Below are 20,744 nucleotides of genomic sequence, written 5' to 3' on the forward strand. Positions count from 1 at the left end.
AAAAAAATTTGTTTTTGCTTTAATTTTGTGATTAATGATTTAGAATAAGTTTTCACAATTTCTTTAAATTTTTCACTTATGATTCATTACCAATATTGATAATAAAATCTATTTTGCTGTTAAGTACTAAGCCCTATTAATTTAACCATTACAATATATAATAGAGTTTATTTTAATAAAAATTTTTATACATTATTAATTAATATTGGAGAATAAATGAGATTATATTTAAAGAAAATGAATTATTTCTAATTAAAAATCAATTAAAAAAGGAAATATTTTTCGCAATTTTAAAGCAATTAATTTAGATATGTAGGAATTTGATTTAAAACAATTAAGCAGCCAAAAGAAAATTAATTTCTATTGATAGTTAGCGTTTTTGAAATGGAAACAACAAAATTCATGAATAAGTTTATGGAAAAATCATGTTCAATAGTAGCAATTAGTTATAATTTGCCATTTGCATACAAATGCTGATGTTTAATTAAAAATAATAGCAAAGTTATTATCTTAGCGAATTTCGCTATAATGATTTTTCAGACAAAACTGATTGAATTAGGTTTATTAACAAGAGCAGTTTCTATAGTTGTTAATGTAAATTTTTATAAAAAAAATAATCCACGTTTAAATAGGGATTATTTATTTTTTTGTTGCCAAAGGCATTTTTGTTCTCTGAAAACTGAATATCGTTGTAATTTAGATTAATCTGCTATAGAATTCACTATTAAACCGTTCAATTTATTAGTACTGGTCAGCTGAATGCATTGCTGCACTTACACCTCCAGCCTATCAACCTCATAGTCTATAAGGAATTTAAAAGGGAATACTCATCTTTGAGGGGGCTTCCCGCTTAGATGCTTTCAGCGGTTATCCCTGCCGCACTTGGCTACCCAGCTATGCTTTTGGCAAAACAACTGGCACACCATCGGTGCGTCCACTCCGGTCCTCTCGTACTAAGAGTAGCTCTCATCAATATTCCAACGCCCACATCAGATAGGAACCAAACTGTCTCACGACGTTTTGAACCCAGCTCGCGTACCGCTTTAATGGGCGAACAGCCCAACCCTTGGAACCGACTCCAGCTCCAGGATGCGATGAGCCGACATCGAGGTGCCAAACCTTCCCGTCGATGTGATCTCTTGGGAAAGATAAGCCTGTTATCCCCGGGGTAGCTTTTATCCGTTGAGCGACGGCCTTTCCACAAAGAACCGCCGGATCACTAAGTCCTGCTTTCGCACCTGCTCGACTTGTAGGTCTCACAGTCAATCACACTTCTACCTTTATGCTCTAAGATACGGTTTCTGACCGTATTGAGTGTAACTTTGAACGCCTCCGTTACCCTTTAGGAGGCGACCGCCCCAGTCAAACTACCCACCACACACTGTCCTCTTACCAGATCATGGTAACAAGTTAGAAGTTCAACGTAACAAGGGTGGTATTTCAACGGTGACTCCACTCAGACTAGCGTCTAAGCATCATAGTCTCCCACCTATCCTACACATGTTAAATCAAACTCCAATATGAAGTTATAGTAAAGCTCCACGGGGTCTTTTCGTCTAGATGCGGGTCTCCGGCGTCTTCGCCGGAACCATAATTTCACCGAGTCTAATGTCGAGACAGTTAAGAGATAATTACTCCTTTCGTGCAGGTCAGTATTTAGCCGACAAGGAATTTCGCTACCTTAGGACCGTTATAGTTACGGCCGCCGTTCACCCGGGCTTCACATCAATGCTTCGCAGATGCTAACACCTTTGCTTAACCTTCGGGCACTGGGCAGGAGTCACCCCATATACATCGTCTTACGACTTAGCATAGAGCTGTGTTTTTGATAAACAGTTCCCCCTTACTATTCACTGCGGCCCACTTTTTAAGGTGGGCATCCCTTCTTGCGAACTTACGGGATGATTTTGCAGAGTTCCTTGACATTAGTTTTCTCGCTCGCCTTAGAATACTCATCTTGGGGACGTGTGTCCGTTCTCGGTACGGGTTTCACAGAATTTAAGTTAGCAGCTTTTTTAAGAGGTATGAAATCGTATAATTCGCTACTTTGTTGCCATTTCACTATGCATCATAACTCCCGGTTATGCCGTGCGGATTTGCCTACACGACCCAGTTATTATTTACCCCACAATCCAATAAGTGGTAATACTATCCTCCCCCGTCACTACATCACATTCTAGAAAGTACAGGAATATTAACCTGTTGTCCATCGGCTACGCCTTTCGGCCTCGTCTTAGGACCCGACTAACCCTGGGTGGACGAACCTTGCCCAGGAAACCTTCCCCAATAGGCGTCAGAGATTCTCACTCTGAATCGTTACTCATACCGGCATTCTCACTTGTAAGCGCTCCACCAGTCTTCACAGTCTGGCTTCAATGCCCTTACAACGCTCTCCTAACGCATTTCTGCCCGTAGCTTCGGTATTGTGTTTTAGTCCCGTTAAATTATCGGCACAGAGTCTCTCGACTAGTGAGCTATTACGCACTCTTTAAACGATGGCTGCTTCTGAGCCAACATCCTAGCTGTTTAAGAAACTCCACAACCTTTCTCACTTAACACAATTTTGGGACCTTAGCTGACGATCTGGGTTGTTCCCCTCGCGTGCATCGACGTTATCACCGATGTACCGACTGCATAGTAGTTCATGATAGTATTCGGAGTTTGATTATAGTCAGTACGGCTAGGCGCCGCCATTCCATATTCAGTGCTCTACCCCCACCACTTAACACTACACGCTAGCCCTAAAGCTATTTCGGAGAGAACCAGCTATCTCCAGGTTCGATTGGAATTTCACCCCTACCCACAAGTCATCCGGGCACTTTTTAGCGTACTACGGTTCGGTCCTCCACTTAGTGTTACCTAAGTTTCAACCTGCTCATGGGTAGATCACCTGGTTTCGGGTCTATATCAACATACTAAAGCGCCCTGTTAAGACTCGATTTCTCTACGGCTTCGCTTTATTCCACTTAACCTTGCATGTTGACATAACTCGCCGGTCCATTCTGCAAGATGTACGCCATCACCCATTAACGGGCTCTGACTAACTGTAAGTAATTGGTTTCAGGATCTATTTCACTCCCCTCCCGGGGTTCTTTTCACCTTTCCCTCACGGTACTAGTTCGCTATCGGTGTCTGGTTAGTATTTAGCCTTACCGGGTGGTCCCGGCGGGTTCAGACAGGGTTTCACGTGCCCCGCCCTACTCAGGATACTACTTGAAGACTTATTCATTTCGCTTACGGGAATTTCACCCTCTATGTTTAAGCATTCCAGCTTATTCTGCTATGTTTAAGTTTTGTCTAACTTCGTATAAGTAGTCCTACAACCCCAACATCAAATGTTGGTTTGGGCTCTTCCCCGTTCGCTCGCCACTACTGAGGGAATCATTCTTTATTTTCTTTTCCTGCTGCTACTGAGATGTTTCAATTCACAGCGTGTCTCTTCATTCGACTATGAATTCATCGAAATGATAATTGAGGATTAGCTCAATTGGGTTTCCCCATTCGGAAATCCCCGGATAACAGCTTATTTCCAGCTAACCGAGGCTTATCGCAGGTAATCACGTCCTTCTTAGACTTCCAGACCCAAGGCATCCACCAAAAACTCTTATCTTGTTTAATAGTTGTTTTGTTATTGTTTGTTGTATGACCTATTGTTTTCTTTAATTTTGATATATATATTCTATAGGTTGATCTAAACTTTGAAATATTAATTAATATAATTTTTCAATGTCGATATTCAGTTTTCAAAGAACAAATATAGAGAGATAGATCTCTCAAAACTGAATACGAATATTTTTTCCATAACTAGGTGTACTCCGTAGAAAGGAGGTGATCCATCCCCACGTTCTCGTAGGGATACCTTGTTACGACTTCACCCCAGTCACCAGTCCTACCTTAGGCAGTTGCCTCCGAGGTTAGCAAACCGACTTTGGGTATTACCAGCTCCCATGGTGTGACGGGCGGTGTGTACAAGACCCGAGAACGTATTCACCGCAGCATAGCTGATCTGCGATTACTAGCGATTCCGACTTCATGGAGTCGAATTGCAGACTCCAATCCGAACTGAGATCGGCTTTTTGAGATTTGCTCCATGTCGCCATATTGCTTCTCTTTGTACCGACCATTGTAGCACGTGTGTGGCCCCACTTGTAAGAGGCATGATGATTTGACGTCATCCCCACCTTCCTCCCAGTTACCCAGGCAGTATCTCTAGAGTCCTCAACATTACTTGTTAGTAACTAAAGATAGGGGTTGCGCTCGTTGCAGGACTTGACCAAACATCTCACGACACGAGCTGACGACAACCATGCACCATCTGTCACTCCGTTAGCCTCCACTATATCTCTATAGCTTCGCGAAGGATGTCAAAAGTGGGTAAGGTTTTCCGTGTATCTTCAAATTAAACCACATGCTCCACCGCTTGTGCGGGTCCCCGTCAATTCCTTTAAGTTTCACTCTTGCGAGCATACTACTCAGGCGGATCATTTAATGCGTTAGCTGCGTCAGTGATTCCTCCACCGACTAATGATCATCGTTTACAGCGTGGACTACCAGGGTATCTAATCCTGTTTGCTCCCCACGCTTTCGTCCCTCAGCGTCAGTATAGACCCAGTAAGCTGCCTTCGCCTTTGGTGTTCTTCCATATATCTACGCATTTCACCGCTTCACATGGAATTCCGCTTACCTCTATCTAACTCTAGTTTGCCAGTATCCAAAGCGAGCCAGGGTTGAGCCCTGGAATTTGACTCTAGACTTAACAAACAGCCTACGAACGCTTTACGCCCAATAATTCCGGATAACGCTTGCGACCTATGTATTACCGCGGCTGCTGGCACATAGTTAGCCATCGCTTTCTGACAAGGTACCGTCAGCTCAATAGCATTTCCTCTACTGAGTGTTCTTCCCTTATAACAGCACTTTACAATCCGAAGACCTTCATCGTGCACGCTGTGTCGCTCCATCAAGCTTTCGCTCATTGTGGAATATTCCCTACTGCTGCCTCCCGTAGGAGTTTGGGCCGTATCTCAGTCCCAATGTGGCCGTTCAGTCTCTCGACCCGGCTAAACATCATAGTCTTGGTGGGCCATTACCTCACCAACTAACTAATGTTCCGCACCCTCATCCTTTAGTGGAGCTTTGGAGCTCCTTTCACAACAGAATCATGCGATTCTATGCGTATCCGGCATTAGCCAATGTTTCCATTGGGTATTCCAATCTAAAGGGCAGATTAAGTACGTGTTACTCACCCATTCGCCGCTAGGTTCTAAAAGAACCTCGCTCGACATGCATGTATTAGGCACACAGCCAGCGTTCATCCTGAGCCAGGATCAAACTCTTAATATTTGATTTTGGTTGTTATTTTTGTTTTTTTGTTATTTAAATTATTTTTTAAATTGACGTTATGGTATTCGTATTCAGTTTTCAAAGAACTATCTAGGCACAACTTAATAAATTGCACAATTACTATTATACATATTTTATTTTTTTTAATGTAAAAATTATTTAAAAATTTTTGCAAAAAAATATATGCAATTGCATATACGTTTTAAACTATACTATCCACAAACTTCTAAATCTTCATATGAAAATTCAGTTGGCACTTTTCTACCAAATTGTTCGATATTAACAAAAGCTTTTTGGGTACGATCATTATTTTTAATAATATCGCCAACTTCACCTTTAAAAATTCCGTCTTTGATTTTTACAAAAGTTCCTTCTTTAAAAGCGGTTTCGATATCACCTCTGGCAAATTTATCATTTAAATTAATTTCCACATCGATCATTTTTTGAAAATTACGTTCGCTAATTGGAGTTGGTTTTGCTCCTTTACCACTTGATCCGATTAGACCAGTCACATATTGGGTGTTACGAACTAAATATCACGATTCGTCAGTCATTACCATATTTAAAAAGATATATCCTTTATATATATTAATATAACGAACGGTAAATTCTTCACCCCGCGATTTTTTTTCTAATTCCTTATTTGATAGATGTGGCGTCTTGAAAATTTTAATTTCATGAAAAAGATCTTCTTTTTGCTCAGCTACAATTTTATTTTTTAAGGCTTCAACGACATTATCTTCTTTTCCCGATACCGTTGAAATCATATATCATTTAAAATCTTTGTTTTCCATTTCTTTTGCTCATTTCTAAATTTTTATTCCTAGCACATTTCATAATCCAGTAAATCCTAAAGTTATCAAAAAACAAAAAATTGCCATAATTACTAAAAAGACAATAGTGATTCCGAATCAGCGTCATGACTTTGAACTTTTCGGTCAAATAATTCGTTTAATTTCCTTAAATCAATTTTTAACCGTGGAATGTTTGATCCCATTTGTTTTTCTCTGCATACGATCAAGTTCTTTTTTTTGTTTCCTTAATTGTTTTGCTTTTAATTTTTCAGCTTTAAGATCCTCATTCATTATTTTTCCTCTTTATGCATTGTTTGCGAATTACAGTGTTTGCAGAATTTTTTAATTTCTAATCTTGATTCGTTGCTTTTATTAACATAGTAATTTTTTGCTAAACATTCTTGGCATGCTAAACTAATTTTTTTTGTTTTTTTCATAAATTATAATTATAAATAAATTTTACAAGTTTTTTTGTGATTATTCAAAAGATAATAAGGTAATATTAACATATGAATAAACTTACAATTCTTTTATCAGTACTATTAGTTATATTTATCGTTTCGTATTTAATATTTATAATTCACTATTTAAGCCGAACTTATCTTAATATCTTAATTGATAAATTTAACAAATACAAAACTAATTTACAAAAGAAATTGTTTAAGATTAATAATATTAATAATCAGTTGCATGAATTTTATTCGAAAAGTTTAAATTTCAAAAAAATGGAAGATGAAATTTCAAAGCTAATTTCAGATTATGAAAGAAGAGCCATTTTAATTGAAAGTATGATCGCTACCCTCAATAACGAAATTGATTTTCACCTTAATAGCCATCATTTTTGGGAAATAAAATGTTTTATTGTTTTTAAAAGTAAAGAAAATGAAATAACTCGCCACTATAAACAAATTAATGAAACTTATCAAAAAATTGAAAAAATTTCATTAACTAAAAGTAATCGGGTTACCGAAATTATGGTATTTGCCAACAATTGCCTTAACTCATATAAAAAAATTAAAAAATATAAACAAGATCACTCGCGACTTAGCATTTTTGATAAATATTTTTATAATTATGAAAATCGCATATCTCGAAAAATTGAAAAATTACTTAGTTGATTTAATAAAGGTAATTTTGATAAAAGGGGTAATTATATTAGCATTAAAAAACAGGAGCTCAAATTATTAATTGATCAATACTACACTTTAATTGCAACTGCTTTTAACTACATTGAAATTATTGAAAATGACATTAATGATAAAGTAGAAATTGCCAAAAATACTTTGCGTCTAGATAATCCAAATTTTGAAGAGTGACAAATTGTTGAATTTGACAATTATAAAAATCACGGTAGTGAACTACTCAACATTATGAAAAATGAAAAAATATTTAGTTGAAGTAAGATTATTAAGCCAAAATTACTTGAACTTTGCAAAACTGTTAATAAAAAATACAATGAAGTAATTTTTGAAAGGAACGCAAGTCGACAACTTGATAGCGTTTTTCCTGAAATTATCAATTTTATTAATATAGTCAAAAAACAACATCGTCTTATTATTAGCCAGGTTAAAATTGATGATTTAGAATATTTCAAAAAAATGAATCAAATTGAGAATAAATATTTAAAACTTAAAGAAGAAGGCAATAATTTATTTAACCGCGAAAAAAACCTGGAATATCAAAGTTTATTAAATGAAGTTATGTTAGTACTATTATTTCAAAATAAAATTAAATTGCTTGAAGGTAAAAAACGCAATATAGCAATTAAACAAGTAAATAAAATTAAACAAATATTTTATACAACTAATGCTCAAATTCTTGCCACAAGTTTAAAATTGAATGAAGAGGATGAAAATCTAAGTGCGCTAATTAATCAAGAATTTGAAAAATACGAGCATAATGATTATAATTATTTAGACGTTGAAAGATTAACATCGATGATCATTGTCTTTGTAAATAATTTTAATAGTAATTTAAATGCTTGCCAATTGTTGATTAGAACATTAAGAAAAATTGGAGAAAAAGCATCAACTGACCGTGAAATTGCTTCTCTTTATGCCCAAATTGAAAAATTATATATAAATGGAGATTATTTAAAAGGTGTCGATACTCTTAAAAATTTCATCGCTAATCAATACAACTAATAATTAAGGAGAAAAAATGTATTCAAAAATTTTAATTCGATATGGAGAACTAACACTTAAAAAAAATAATCGGAATGACTTTATTAATCAACTAAAACAAAATTTATTGTGATACATAAATAAAGAAGAAATTAAAATGGAATTTGACCGAGCTTTTGTGGAGTTTAGTGAAAAAAATCTTGAAGCTTTAAAAAATATTTTTGGTATTTCTTCATATTCACCAACTTATGTGTGTAAAAGTGAACTTGAAGCTATTGAAAACATAGTTAAAAAAATTATTAGCGAAAAAAACTTCAGTTCTTTTGCAATCGCCGCTCGTCGCCACAACAAAAATTTTTCACTCAATTCGGCCGAAATTAATATGCATTTCGGAGGATATGTACTCAAAAACACTGAAGACAAAACTGTTGATTTAAAAAACCCTGATTTGAAAATTAATATTGAAATCCGAGATGATAAAACTTATGTTTTTACCGAAGTAATTTCATCTCTTGGAGGAATGCCAGTTCTTTCATCTGGAAAAGTACTACATTTAATCAGTGGTGGAATTGATTCACCAGTTGCTAGTTTTTTACTACAAAAAAGGGGACTTAAGGCAGTTTTTCTAAATTTTATAACTCCACCACACACTGATAAAAAAACCGAAGATAAAATTGATGAAATCATGAAATTAGCATGCCGTTTTCAAAAAGATGCTACTTTGTTTCAAATCAATTACACTAAGGTTATGAACTACATTGGTCTAACTAGCAACCAAAAATACAAAATTACTTTAATGCGCCGAAGTTTTTACCGAATTGCCAATAAAATTGCTCATAAATATAACATCAAAGCAATTTCTAATGGCGAAAATTTAGCACAAGTAGCATCACAAACCTTAGAATCAATTTACACAATTTCTGAAGTTTGCGATCTTCCCATTTTTCGCCCATTGCTTTCATTTGATAAAAACGAAACAATTAAAATCGCTGAAAAAATTAATACTTTAGGAACTTCAATTGAAAAGGCTTGCGAAACATGTGAATTATTTGCTCCAAAAAATCCAGTAACTAAACCTAACCGTGAAGAAGCTAATTTTCTAGAAAAAGAACTTGATATGTTAGAGAAATTAGAAGATGAAGTTATTGAAGAAATGCAAATTAAACGTTATAGTTTATAGACAAAATAAAAAAGCTCACACTTTTTGTTGAGCTTTTTAAATTGCACTATTTGCTATCCTTTAAATCTTTTAATTGAGGGAAAAGTAAGATATCACGAATTGAATCATTTTGGGTTAGAAGCATAATTAAACGGTCAATTCCAATTCCACAACCACCAGCTGGTGGCATTCCATATTCTAAGGCATTGATGAAATCTCAATCAATTTCGTTAGCTTCTTCATTACCAGATTCACGTTCAGTTAGTTGACTTTCAAAACGCTCTAATTGGTCAATTGGATCATTCAATTCAGTGAACATATTAGCAAATTCTTTTGTACCTATAAATAATTCTGCTCTCTGAGTGAAACGCGGATCTTTTTCATCTTTGAATGCTAATGGTGAGATTTCAATTGGATGTCCATAAACAAAAGTTGGTTGAATAAGGGTTTCTTCGATATATTTTTCAAATAATTCATTAATAACGTGTCCTAATTTGAAATATTTTTCACATTTGACATTGTGTTTTTTTGCCAAATCAAGAGCATCTTTATCAGATAATTTTCGAACATCGACACCAATTTTTTCTGAAACAGCATCAACCATATTGATTTTTGCAAATGGATATTTAAATTCAATTTCCATGCCGTTAAAAGTAACTTTTGAGATTCCTAATTTATGAGTTAAATGTTTGAACACTCCTTCAGTTCTTTCCATCATTCCTCACATATCAGAGTATGCTTCATAGAATTCAATTGAAGTAAATTCAGGATTATGAGTTGCATCTACTCCTTCATTTCTAAAAATCCGTCCAATTTCATAAACTCTTTCAAAACCACCGACTAAACATTTTTTCAAAGGAAGTTCTGTTGCAATTCTTAAATAAAAGTTTTGATTTAAGGCATTGTAGTAAGTCACGAAAGGTTTTGCTGCTGCTCCACCTAGGATTGGATGTAAAACTGGAGTATCAACTTCCATATAATCTAAATTATCAAAATATTCACGAATACCTTTAATAATTTGTGTTCGCATAATAAATGTTTTTCTCGATTCTTCATTTACAATAGTGTCAACATAACGGTGGCGTCTTTTCTCTTCGGGGTCAACTAAACCATGATATTTATCTGGTAGTGGTTTAAGAGATTTTGTTAATAGAGTAACATCTTGAGCTTTAATAACCAAAGCATTTGTATTGGTTTTTGAAATATAACCTTTGACACTTATAATATCACCAAGGTCTAAAAGTTTTAAGGTTTCAGATGAATGATTATCTAGAATTTTTTTATCAACATAAATTTGCATATTACTAAAACGATCTTGTAAAACTAGAAACGGACCTCTTTGAGCAATAACTCTTCCATTAAAAATTACATTAACTTTCTTAGCTTCAATTTCTTCTTTGCTTAAATTTTCATATTTTTCAATAATTTCATATGAAGATGTAGTTGGAACAATTGTTGGACTGAAAGCTTTAATGTTGTTAGCCTCAAGACTTTCAATTTTATTTCTTCTAATTTGTTCTTGTTCCGTAAATTTTCTTTCCATTTTTCTCCCTGATTTTTATAATTGTATTTAATTAAATACTAAATATGTAACATGTTTTAACATAATTTATAATATTATAAGACATAAATAATAAAGTTAATAATTAATTTTGGATTTAAAATTATATAATTAAAAACAAATGGTCGCGTAGCTCAGTGGATAGAGCACAAGCCTCCTAAGCTTGGGGTCGCAGGTTCAACTCCCGTCGCGATCGCCATTTTTTTTATAAAAAAATCCCAATTGGGATCTTATTTTGCGTTTCTCATCGAACGCATTACTTGTTTAATTTGGGCTTCAGATGCTTTTCTTCCCATCTGCTGAAACATTACCCGAATCATTTTTTCAGTTATTGGTGGATTTTCACGAATTTGTTTTTCAAATTTCTTTTTAGTGAAAATAACTCCAATAACTCCACCAATAATAATTCCCACAATCGGTAAAATTACTAGTAGTGCAATTGCTCAACCTGGCATTTATTTCCCTTTCAAAACGGTTTTCTTTAGAATGATATAAATCACAATTGGTAGTATTAGTAAAACTAAAATACTTAAGAAAAATAATTTGGCATAAAATTTATGCGCAGAAGTTTTTCTATCGGCAATTTCATTATAGTTAATGCCTGAATTACCAAAAAATGATTCAATATCAACCATTCTCTTTTTCCGCAAAATTGTATTTAATATAAATATGATTAATATAGCAATCATTATACCACAAAGCGAGTAAACCACAATGTTTGCACCATTTTCCCTGGGAAAGGCATTTGAAATTCATTTTTGGAAATCTAAAAATCCTATTTTTTTGTCCTTAAGGCCTCATAGTGTTAAAGTAAAAAGACCAACATAAAAAATAAATGCAATAACAAATCAGGTACGACGAACTTGTTTTAAAGCTAGTTTTCTGTAAAGAATAGAGATAAAAGGTGGAGTACTTGAAGAGCCTGAAATAATACTATCACGATAGGCAGTAATACTCCTGACAATTCCAATCAGTTCAATAGATTCACTAATAAAATTAATAAAAGTTGTGGCTAAGAGAAGTGACGGAACAATGTATCATCCCCACGGAATAGTAAATGGTATAACTTTTTTTGTATTAAATATTTGTGGTTGAAAAACAAATAATAAAATTACAATTGTTGACACTAAAGCTAAAATAAAATCAATAATAATAGTTAATCTTTTAATATTTTTTTCATGTCTAAATACCCGATAAATTCCATTAGGAATGATTCCTTCAGGATCTAGAGTGCGCTTTTCGCGTGCCAAAATAGTTTCATTAATTGAGTTACTAATTACATCATTTCTTTGATTATTGGTATTAATATCCTGGTTTTTACTTGGATCATTAGTAAACATCGGCTCTATATTCATATTTAAAAATCCTCTATTCCTTTTTTGAAACGTTTGTTTTTAGGATTGCAAGGAATGCTTCTTGAGGAACTTCTACTGTCCCAATTTGTTTCATTCTTTTCTTACCTGCTTTTTGTTTTTTCAGTAATTTTTGTCTTCTTGTGACATCACCGCCATATAAATGGGCAGTAACATCTTTTCGATATGCTTTAATTGTTTCTCTCGCTATTATTTTAGCACCAATTGCCGCTTGAATAGGAATTTCAAAATTTTGACGAGGAACTACTTCTTTTAATCTTTCAGCTAAATCACGACTTTTATTATAAGCAAAGTCCCGATGAACTATCATTGCTAAAGCATCAATTTTTTCCCCATTTAATAAAATATCAACCTTAACTAAATCAGATTCTCTTAACCCAATATAATCATAATCAAATGAAGCATAACCTTTTGAAAAGCTTTTTAATAAATCAAAAAAATCAAAAATTGTTTCATTCAGAGGAAGTTCATAGATTAATTTTCTTCTAAAATCATCTAAATATTCAATATCAATAAATTTTCCACGCTTGCTTTGACACAATTCCATAATTGCACCTAAATACTCTTCAGTTAGCATGATATTAGCACGAATGTATGGTTCTTCAATAGTTTTGATAGTGCTTTTATCAGGAAAGAATGAAGGATTAGTAATATACTGAATATCACCATTTGTTAAAGTAATGACAAATTCAACTGATGGGGCAGTGGCAATGATATCAAGATTAAATTCTCTTTCCAATCTTTCTTGTAAAACATCCATATGAAGTAATCCTAAAAATCCGATTCGAAAACCAAATCCTAAAGCCTTAGATGTTTCAGGTTCTCAAACAATTGATGAATCTGATAAACTAATTTTTTCCAGAGCATCTTTTAAGTCATTATAATCACGAGTATCAACAGGATAAAATCCCGTATAAACAACTGGTTTTAATTTCTTATATCCCGGCAGTGGAAAATTAGTAGGATTTTTTGCTAAAGTTACAGTATCACCCACAGCAACATCTTTAATGTCACGAATTGATGCTGAAATTCAACCAACTTCACCAGCAGTTAGTGTCTCTTTTTTAACTTCATTAGGATTTTTAACCCCTAACTCCGTTACTAAATAACGCTTTTTCGTTTGGATAAATAAAATTTCATCTCCAACCTTAATTTTTCCCTGAAATACTCTCATGTAGATAACTACTCCACGATAATTATCAAAGTAACTATCAAATATTAAGGCTTGAAGTGGTCTATCATCATCAGCATCTTTTGGTGCAGGAATTCTTTTGATAATAGCATCAATTACTTGATCAATGTTAAGTCCAGTTTTTGCTGAAATTAAAATAGCATCTGAAGCGTCAATGCCAATAATATCTTCAATTTCTTTTTTTACTCGATCAGGGTCTGCACTAATTAAATCAACTTTATTGATAATTGGTACAATCTCTAAATTATTTTCAATTGCTAAATACACATTAGCTAGGGTTTGTGCTTGAATACCTTGAGTGGCATCAACTAATAGTAATGCCCCTTCACAAGCAGCTAAACTTCGGCTAACCTCATAAGTAAAATCGACATGCCCTGGGGTATCAATCAAATGAAAAACATAATCTTTATATTTGATTTGAATAGCGTTTAATTTAATAGTAATTCCCCGCTCTTGTTCTAAATCCATACTATCTAAAATTTGTGGTCTAGCTTCACGGGCTGTAATAGTATTGGTAAATTCCAAAATTCGATCGGCTAGTGTGCTTTTTCCATGATCAATGTGAGCTATAATTGCAAAGTTTCTAATATTCTTTTTGTCCATATTTTTTTAAATTATATTTTAAAATGATATTTTTTTTAAAAACATTAACTATATTTTAATAATAAGCAAATAAAAATCATGCTTCAACTGACATCGATAAATTATTTGCTAACATTTAATTTTAATTTGTATTTTAAACAAAGTTTTACCATAAATTTATCCTATACTGTTTTTGTTTAGAAAACATAAATTAAAAGAATATAGATTTATTTTATTTATTTATAGCCATTCTAAAATTATTAAATTCGCAATTTTATTAGATTAATGTTTTAAGCTGTGAGTATATGAAATGACTATTAGTGAAATAACACAGTAATAAATATTTTAAAAATATACTCGAAATGTATTTAACTTCTGGTTGCAATTTGTAAAATAAAACACCCTACGCTAAGGGTGCTATAACTTAATCTATAATTATAAAATAGATGAGATGCATAGTTTGATTTTAATCTTCGCTAAATGAAGATTTATAAAGTTTTTCATAAAATCCATGTAAATTGAGTAATTGCTCGTGGTTTCCTCTTTCAATAATTTCACCATTATTAACAACTAAAATCTGGTCGGCATTTACAATTGTTGATAGCCGGTGAGCAATTACAAATGATGTCTTACCTTTCATTAATTCAAGCATAGCATTTTGAATAATTTTTTCTGTTCTAGTATCAACATTTGATGTCGCCTCGTCTAGAATTAGAATATTTTTATCAGCCAAAATTGCCCGAGTTATAGCAAGTAATTGTCGCTCACCTTGTGAAAAGTTTCTTCCGCCCTCTTCAACAATTGTGTCATATCCTAATTCAAGCTGTTCAATAAAATCGTGAGCACTACTAATTTTGGCAGCATTTTTAATTTGCTCATCAGTTGCTGATAAATTACCATATCTAATATTTTCCAAAATTGTATTCTTAAATAAAAATGTATCCTGCAACACAATTGAAATTTGTTCTCTTCAACTATGTTCATTAATTTCAGTTGACTTGAAATTATCAATCAAAATTTCACCTAAGGTCGGAATATAAAACTTGCTAAGTAAGTTTATAATTGTGGTTTTACCAGCTCCTGTTGGTCCAACAATTGCGAACACTTCACCTTTTTTAGCTTTAAATGAAGCGTTTTTTAATTGAAGATTATCAAGGGAATTATTATATGAAAAACTAACATTTTTAAATTCTACATTACCCTTAATGCTATCAATTTGATTAAGTTTATCTTCATCAATTAATGGTTTAATTTTTACTAAATTTAAAACTCTAGTTGCTGAAACAAGTGATATTTGAATTGAAGCAACATTTTCAAAAGTTCTAGCAATTTCATTTGACATAATTCTAATGTATAAAATAAATGAAACAATAGCCCCTGGACTAAATAGTGAATTAGAACCAGTTCCAATTCCGTTTATCGAAAATAAAGAAGCAATGGCAACAACAACTAGTTGTAATAAATTAGTGACAATATTAGCATATGGATAAACTACGTTTGAATAAACATTGGCATGAAATGAAGAATTGTATAATCTTTTAGTTCTTTTAGCAAACTCTTGATTGATTTTATCCATTTGGTTGAATGATTTTATTAAGTGATGTGCCGCTAAATTCTCTTCAATAAAACCATTAACATCAGCTATTCTTTTTTGTGTTTTTTGATATTGTGGAACAGCTTTTTTCATCAAAATAAATACCACAAATAAAAACAAGGGAAATAGAATTAAAACAATTAAGGTTAAATAAATTGAATAATATAACATAAATATAAATGACGAAATAACAATAAAAACAGTTTTTAAAATTGCATTTAAATTGGCACATAAACCATTAGAAATATTTTCAATGTCATTCGAGAAAATTGACATTAATTCGCCATTGTTAATTTCATCAAAAAATGAAATTGGCATTCTCATGATTGCTTTATAAGCATCATTTCGCATAATGATGGAAGTATAAAGTCCAGCTTTGACTGATAGGGCATTAGATCAGTAGTTAAAAATCTGTTGTAATATACTTAAAAAAACTAAAACAATAATTGCAATTACAAATGCTAGTGGGTCATAATTAGTATGAATAAAACTGTAGGTTAAAAATTTGTCAGTAATATATCCTAAAGCAAAAATAACTAATGTTGAACAGATCATCGACAGTAATGTTGTGATTATAATACCAAACAAAGCACCACGTCGATAGTTTAAATATTTAAGTAAATTTTTAAAACTTTCTGCTTTAATTTTACGATTTTTTTTCAAATAAGATTTTTTCTCTAATTTGCTCATTTCTTTAAAATTTTTATCTTTTTTAAACGGGTCTAGGCTAAGCATGATTTTCCCCCATTTGTGAAATGGCAATTTCTCGATATAACTTATTAGAATTAATTAATTCATCGTGTTTACCTGAGCCAATAATTTTGCCGTGCTCTAAAACTAAAATATTATCAGCATGGGCAATTGAAGAAATTTTTTGAGTAATGATTACTAGCGATATTTTTTTCTCAGCAAATTCATTTTTAATATTTTCCAAAACAGCGGCTTCAGTTTTATAGTCAAGAGCAGAAGTTGAATCATCTAAAACAAGAATTTTAGGATCTCTAATTATTCCTTGAGCAATTGATATTCTTTGTTTTTGACCACCGGATAAATTAACACCCTTTTGTTCCACTTCATGTTCAAATTGATTTTTAAATTTTGAAATAAAACTATAAGCGCAAGCATTATGTGAAGCTTTTAATATATCTTCATCTGAAGCTTCAGGATTAGCTAGAAGTAAATTACTTTTAATTGTTCCGCTTAACAGGGTTGGATTTTGATAGATAAGTGAAATATTTTTATGTAAAGAAACACTATCAATCTCTTCAATTTTATTGTTATCGATTGTAATATTCCCAGATATGCTTTTAAAATCGTGATTTATTAACCTAGCAATGGTACTTTTACCAGAACCGGTAGGCCCAATGATTCCGAGAATTTCGCCAGGTTTCACTGAAAAAGAAATATCATCTAATACATTTTTATCAGATGACTCAAAATAGCGAAACGAAACATGATCAAAAACTATTTCACCATTTGTAACTTTTTTATCCGATTGAATAAAAGGAATATTCGGTTTTTTATCAATAATTTCAAAAACACGTTTAATTGACACTTTTGATCTGGCTAAAGTAAAAATTGTAAATGAAACCATTAATACACCAATGGTTATAAACATAACATAATTAGTAAAAGTTGTAACGTTGGCAATAGTTTGCCTAAATAGTAATTCATCAGTAATTGATTTAGCATTGATACCAGAAATGTATACAACAAAAACTGTGGCTAAATTTGTGAATAAGGAAATAAAGTTAAAAGTTGTATTATATGAGAATCACGCTTTTAAACTAATTTTTCCCCAATTTTTATTTGCTTGTTCAAATTTTTCTAATTGAATTTTTTCTAAATTATAAGATTTGATAACTTTAGCACCAAGAATATTTTCTTGTGATTCGGTATTGATTTTGTCATACATTTTTTGTTCTTTTTTAAATAATGGACCAATAATAGCTCCGGCAATAATCATAGTAATACTTAGCAATGGAATTAGTACAGCGAAAATGATTGATAAATTTAAATTTGTTAACAAGGCAAAAACTAATCCAAAAATTAAATAAAAGGGACCAATGACCATACTTCTTAAAAATGATATTAATCCATTTTGAATTCTAGTTATATCAATTGTAAAACGGGTAATAATTTTAGCATGAGTAAATACTTCTAAATCTTTTTGGGATAATTTGCTCAAATGATTTCATAAATAATTTCTTATTTCTCTGGCTCCGGCTATCGAAACATATGATGCCAAAATTGCAGCTAGCAAACTTCCGATTGTACCAATAATTAAAAAGATAGTAAAGAAAATGGACAAATATTTAATTGCTTCTTTTCGACTAGCATATGTAAAAGTAATTCTTAAAATATCAATTGAAACATTTTTATCATCGGGAAATGCACTTTGAGAAATTAAACCAACAATTTGTCCGACAAATAAACTTATTAGTAAAAACGAAACTACTTGAATACATGTTAGCAGAAAAGATCCTGCTGAAATTCAGCGATGTTTTTTACTTAAATATTTATATAATCTAAACACAAAACCTCCTTTTTTTAATTTTATAAAGTTAAAGTTTATTATTTAACTATTTAAAAAATTCAATTGCTTCTTTTGCCATATACAACTCTTCTTCAGCTCTTATGACATAAATTGGAATAAGACTATTCTTAGTTGATATTAACTTATAGTCAGTATATTTTAAATTTTCATTTGCATCATCATCAATTTCAAGTTTAATTAACTTAATTTTATTAATTACTTCCTTGCGAACATAGGCATCATTTTCCCCCACTCCAGCGGTAAAAACTATTGCATCAATTTTGCCATTAATTTTATTTAAGTAATTTATCAAATAATCAGCAATTTTTCTTGTATATAAATTAAGCGCAAATTGTGCTTGTGAATTTGTATTTTTAACTTTTTGAACATCTCTTAAATCAGATGAAATTTGACTAACCCCCAACATTCCAGATTGCTCATTTAGCATTTTTGTAACCTCATCAACATTCATATTTTTAGCTTTCATAATATATTGAATGATTGATGGATCAATATCACCCGAACGGCTTCCCATCATAATTCCCGCTAGTGGAGTGAAGCCCATTGAAGTATCAATTGATTGACCGTTTTCTATTGCACATAAACTAGCTCCATTGCCAATATGCATACTAACAATATTAACTGATTCCTTGTTAAGAATTTCCGCAGTTTTTTGAGAAATATAATGATGATTTAGTCCGTGAAAACCATATTTTCTAATGTTAAGTTCTTCGCTAATTTTAGCATTAATTGGATATGTGTAAGCTATTCTTGAAAGAGTTTTGTGAAATGATGTATCAAAATGCAAAGTCATTTTAGCATTTGGTAGATACTCTTTAAAAGCTTCAATAGCATTCAAAGCGCCAGGATTATGTAAAGGTGCTAAATCAATTGAATCTTTTAAAAATTTAAGTGATTCTTCGGTAACTTCGCATGTTGATTGCATGTGAATTCCACCATTTACAACCCGAAAAGCTACTTGAGAAATTTCAGAAAAATCCTTAATGATATTTCGCTCTTTTCATAGTGATACAAGAATTTTAACTGTTTCTAAAAATGATGGCAATTCAAATTTTAAATCTTCTTTTTTGTTATTATGTTCCAATGACAAAATTCCGTTATTCAATTTGATGCGTTGAGCCACGCCTTTTGCCTCAATTTTCAATTCTGATGAAAATAAATTTCATTTAATTGAACTTGACCCAGCATTTATTATTAATATTTTTGACATATATTTTCCCCCGATGATGTTATTATCTTATCTATTATAAAATAAATCAAGAAATAAAAAGCAATTAAAAAAATCAAATTTAATAAATTAAAATAGTTATTGGTTAAAGGTTAAAATTAGTTGAAATAAAATTTGATAAATATATTTTATTTTACTAGTGTATACACACAAATTAAGGGAATAAAATTTATTAAATTTAGACACTTATTCTAAAGAAATACAGTTAATAACTTTGTTACATTAATAATTTATAAAAAACATAATCGCAAATTTTGATTATGTTTTAATGAATTAAATATTTTTTTACTAATATTAGTATTTAAATTTTTTGCAGTTTTAATCATCCTTATTCTCGATGGAGTTTTATTGATTAATGAATCATCAATCTCATCTTGAGAAGAACTTCTAAAGATTGTCTCAAATATATTCTGCGGTCATTTTTTTTCGTATAACTTTGATTTTTCTTCTAGTTTATTTTTATATTCTTCATCATTTGAAAAGGGAATTTTTAAGTTGTCTAGAACCGAGAGCGCAAAGACCTTTTCACGTTTTTGAATAGAACCGTGATTAATGCTATTCAAAGTAGCGGTAAATGTTTTATAACCTAATTCTCCTAAAATTTTCTTTCATTCCTCTTATTGTTCTAGGAATTTTGGGGAGAGTAAGTTTTTGGCATTTTCCATTAATAAGAATTTAGGTCTATGTTCAGCGTTTTTAAGAATTCAATAAATTTTTCAAACAAGACTTGATGTGCTTTCAGTATTTTTAATGCCTTTAGCCTTTCCCATATTAGCAATTGATAATCCTTGGCAAGGGAATGAATAGGTTATTAAATCTATTTTATGTTTGTCAATAATTTTTGAATCTAATGATGTTATGTCAATTTGATTATTTTGAAGTAGCGTCGCTGCCACTAAATATTTTTTAAAATTCAAATCTTTTCTCTCGACATGCGAAGGTTTTTTGAATTTAGAGAATAGGTTTTACTTTTTATAAATTTATTAATTGAATCTTCGTTATCTAATTTATTTTTAATAAGAATTTCATTAAAGGTATTGTATAAATTATTATGCATGGCTGAATATGTAATAATCGCTCTAGCATCTCACTAACAGGTCGCCACAATTTTAAATTTTGGGCCACTTCCTTTATTTACAATTTTAATAGCCTTATTTTGAGCACCGATTCCAGCAAATGTCTCTAAAACTTTAATTGATTTCATGGTTAGCAAAAAAAATAGCTTTGAAAAAGCTTAG

13 protein-coding genes, 1 tRNA gene, 2 rRNA genes and 1 pseudogene are annotated in these 20,744 nt (G+C 31.7%); 4 read left to right on the top strand and 13 right to left on the bottom strand.

Annotation, left to right across the window (positions count from 1 at the left end):
• Window positions 1-384 precede the first annotated feature (384 nt).
• On the top strand, window positions 385-705 hold the full coding sequence (locus DA803_RS06455) for a thioredoxin domain-containing protein (RefSeq protein WP_145960824.1): 321 nt from the start codon (window positions 385-387) through the stop codon (window positions 703-705).
• A 15-nt stretch (window positions 706-720) separates the two neighbouring features.
• On the opposite strand, the gene DA803_RS02415 is transcribed toward DA803_RS06455, so the two are convergent.
• The 5 genes from DA803_RS02415 to rpmG form a co-directional block, all read right to left on the bottom strand.
• A 23S ribosomal RNA gene (locus tag DA803_RS02415) occupies window positions 721-3,619 on the bottom strand.
• 202 nt (window positions 3,620-3,821) lie between these two features.
• Window positions 3,822-5,343 (bottom strand): 16S ribosomal RNA (locus DA803_RS02420).
• The 16S and 23S rRNA genes sit together here, the layout of an rRNA operon.
• Before the next feature lie 212 nt (window positions 5,344-5,555).
• Window positions 5,556-6,137, bottom strand: a complete 582-nt coding sequence (gene nusG / locus DA803_RS06460) for a transcription termination/antitermination protein NusG (RefSeq protein ID WP_114191028.1) — start codon at window positions 6,135-6,137, stop codon at window positions 5,556-5,558.
• A gap of 15 nt (window positions 6,138-6,152) precedes the next feature.
• The gene (secE, locus tag DA803_RS06465; RefSeq protein ID WP_114191029.1) at window positions 6,153-6,428 is read right to left on the bottom strand and encodes a preprotein translocase subunit SecE; all 276 of its coding nucleotides are present in this window, start codon (window positions 6,426-6,428) and stop codon (window positions 6,153-6,155) included.
• Complete coding sequence (gene rpmG / locus DA803_RS02435) at window positions 6,428-6,574, bottom strand: 50S ribosomal protein L33 (RefSeq protein ID WP_114191030.1); 147 nt, start codon at window positions 6,572-6,574, stop codon at window positions 6,428-6,430. The genes secE and rpmG overlap by 1 nt, the downstream gene beginning before the upstream one ends.
• Before the next feature lie 72 nt (window positions 6,575-6,646).
• On the opposite strand from rpmG, the gene DA803_RS06470 reads away from it, so the two are divergent.
• A complete protein-coding gene (locus DA803_RS06470; RefSeq protein ID WP_114191031.1) occupies window positions 6,647-8,281 on the top strand; it encodes a hypothetical protein in 1,635 nt (544 codons plus the stop codon).
• 16 nt (window positions 8,282-8,297) lie between these two features.
• Entirely contained in the window at window positions 8,298-9,440 is a 1,143-nt protein-coding gene (gene thiI, locus DA803_RS02445; protein ID WP_114191032.1) for a tRNA uracil 4-sulfurtransferase ThiI, read from the top strand.
• Window positions 9,441-9,486: 46 nt separating this feature from the next.
• Here thiI and lysS read toward each other — a convergent pair whose 3' ends face one another.
• Window positions 9,487-10,962 carry a lysine--tRNA ligase gene (gene lysS / locus DA803_RS02450; protein ID WP_114191033.1) on the bottom strand — a complete coding sequence of 492 codons (1,476 nt, stop codon included), beginning with the start codon at window positions 10,960-10,962 and terminating at the stop codon, window positions 9,487-9,489.
• A 141-nt stretch (window positions 10,963-11,103) separates the two neighbouring features.
• Here lysS and DA803_RS02455 point away from each other — a divergent pair.
• Window positions 11,104-11,179: transfer RNA gene (locus DA803_RS02455), tRNA-Arg, on the top strand.
• A gap of 31 nt (window positions 11,180-11,210) precedes the next feature.
• Here DA803_RS02455 and DA803_RS02460 read toward each other — a convergent pair.
• The 7 genes and pseudogenes from DA803_RS02460 to DA803_RS06480 form a co-directional block, all read right to left on the bottom strand.
• A complete protein-coding gene (locus tag DA803_RS02460) occupies window positions 11,211-11,435 on the bottom strand; it encodes a YneF family protein (RefSeq protein ID WP_114191034.1) in 225 nt (74 codons plus the stop codon).
• On the bottom strand, window positions 11,436-12,335 hold the full coding sequence (locus DA803_RS06475; protein WP_114191035.1) for an MSC_0882 family membrane protein: 900 nt from the start codon (window positions 12,333-12,335) through the stop codon (window positions 11,436-11,438).
• A gap of 13 nt (window positions 12,336-12,348) precedes the next feature.
• Window positions 12,349-14,148: a translation elongation factor 4 gene (lepA, locus tag DA803_RS02470; RefSeq protein WP_114191036.1), complete on the bottom strand. Its 1,800-nt coding sequence runs from the start codon at window positions 14,146-14,148 to the stop codon at window positions 12,349-12,351.
• Window positions 14,149-14,593: 445 nt separating this feature from the next.
• Window positions 14,594-16,456: an ABC transporter ATP-binding protein gene (locus DA803_RS02475; protein WP_114191037.1), complete on the bottom strand. Its 1,863-nt coding sequence runs from the start codon at window positions 16,454-16,456 to the stop codon at window positions 14,594-14,596.
• A complete protein-coding gene (locus DA803_RS02480) occupies window positions 16,449-18,257 on the bottom strand; it encodes an ABC transporter ATP-binding protein (RefSeq protein WP_114191038.1) in 1,809 nt (602 codons plus the stop codon). The genes DA803_RS02475 and DA803_RS02480 overlap by 8 nt, the downstream gene beginning before the upstream one ends.
• Before the next feature lie 46 nt (window positions 18,258-18,303).
• Entirely contained in the window at window positions 18,304-19,488 is a 1,185-nt protein-coding gene (locus DA803_RS02485; RefSeq protein ID WP_114191039.1) for an acetate/propionate family kinase, read from the bottom strand.
• Between the two features lie 248 nt (window positions 19,489-19,736).
• Window positions 19,737-20,402, bottom strand: a pseudogene (locus tag DA803_RS06480) (DNA cytosine methyltransferase).
• Window positions 20,403-20,744: the final 342 nt, after the last annotated feature.

The sequence above is a fragment of the [Mycoplasma] phocae genome, from assembly GCF_003332325.1.
Classification (GTDB): domain Bacteria; phylum Bacillota_I; class Bacilli_A; order Mycoplasmatales; family Metamycoplasmataceae; genus Metamycoplasma; species Metamycoplasma phocae.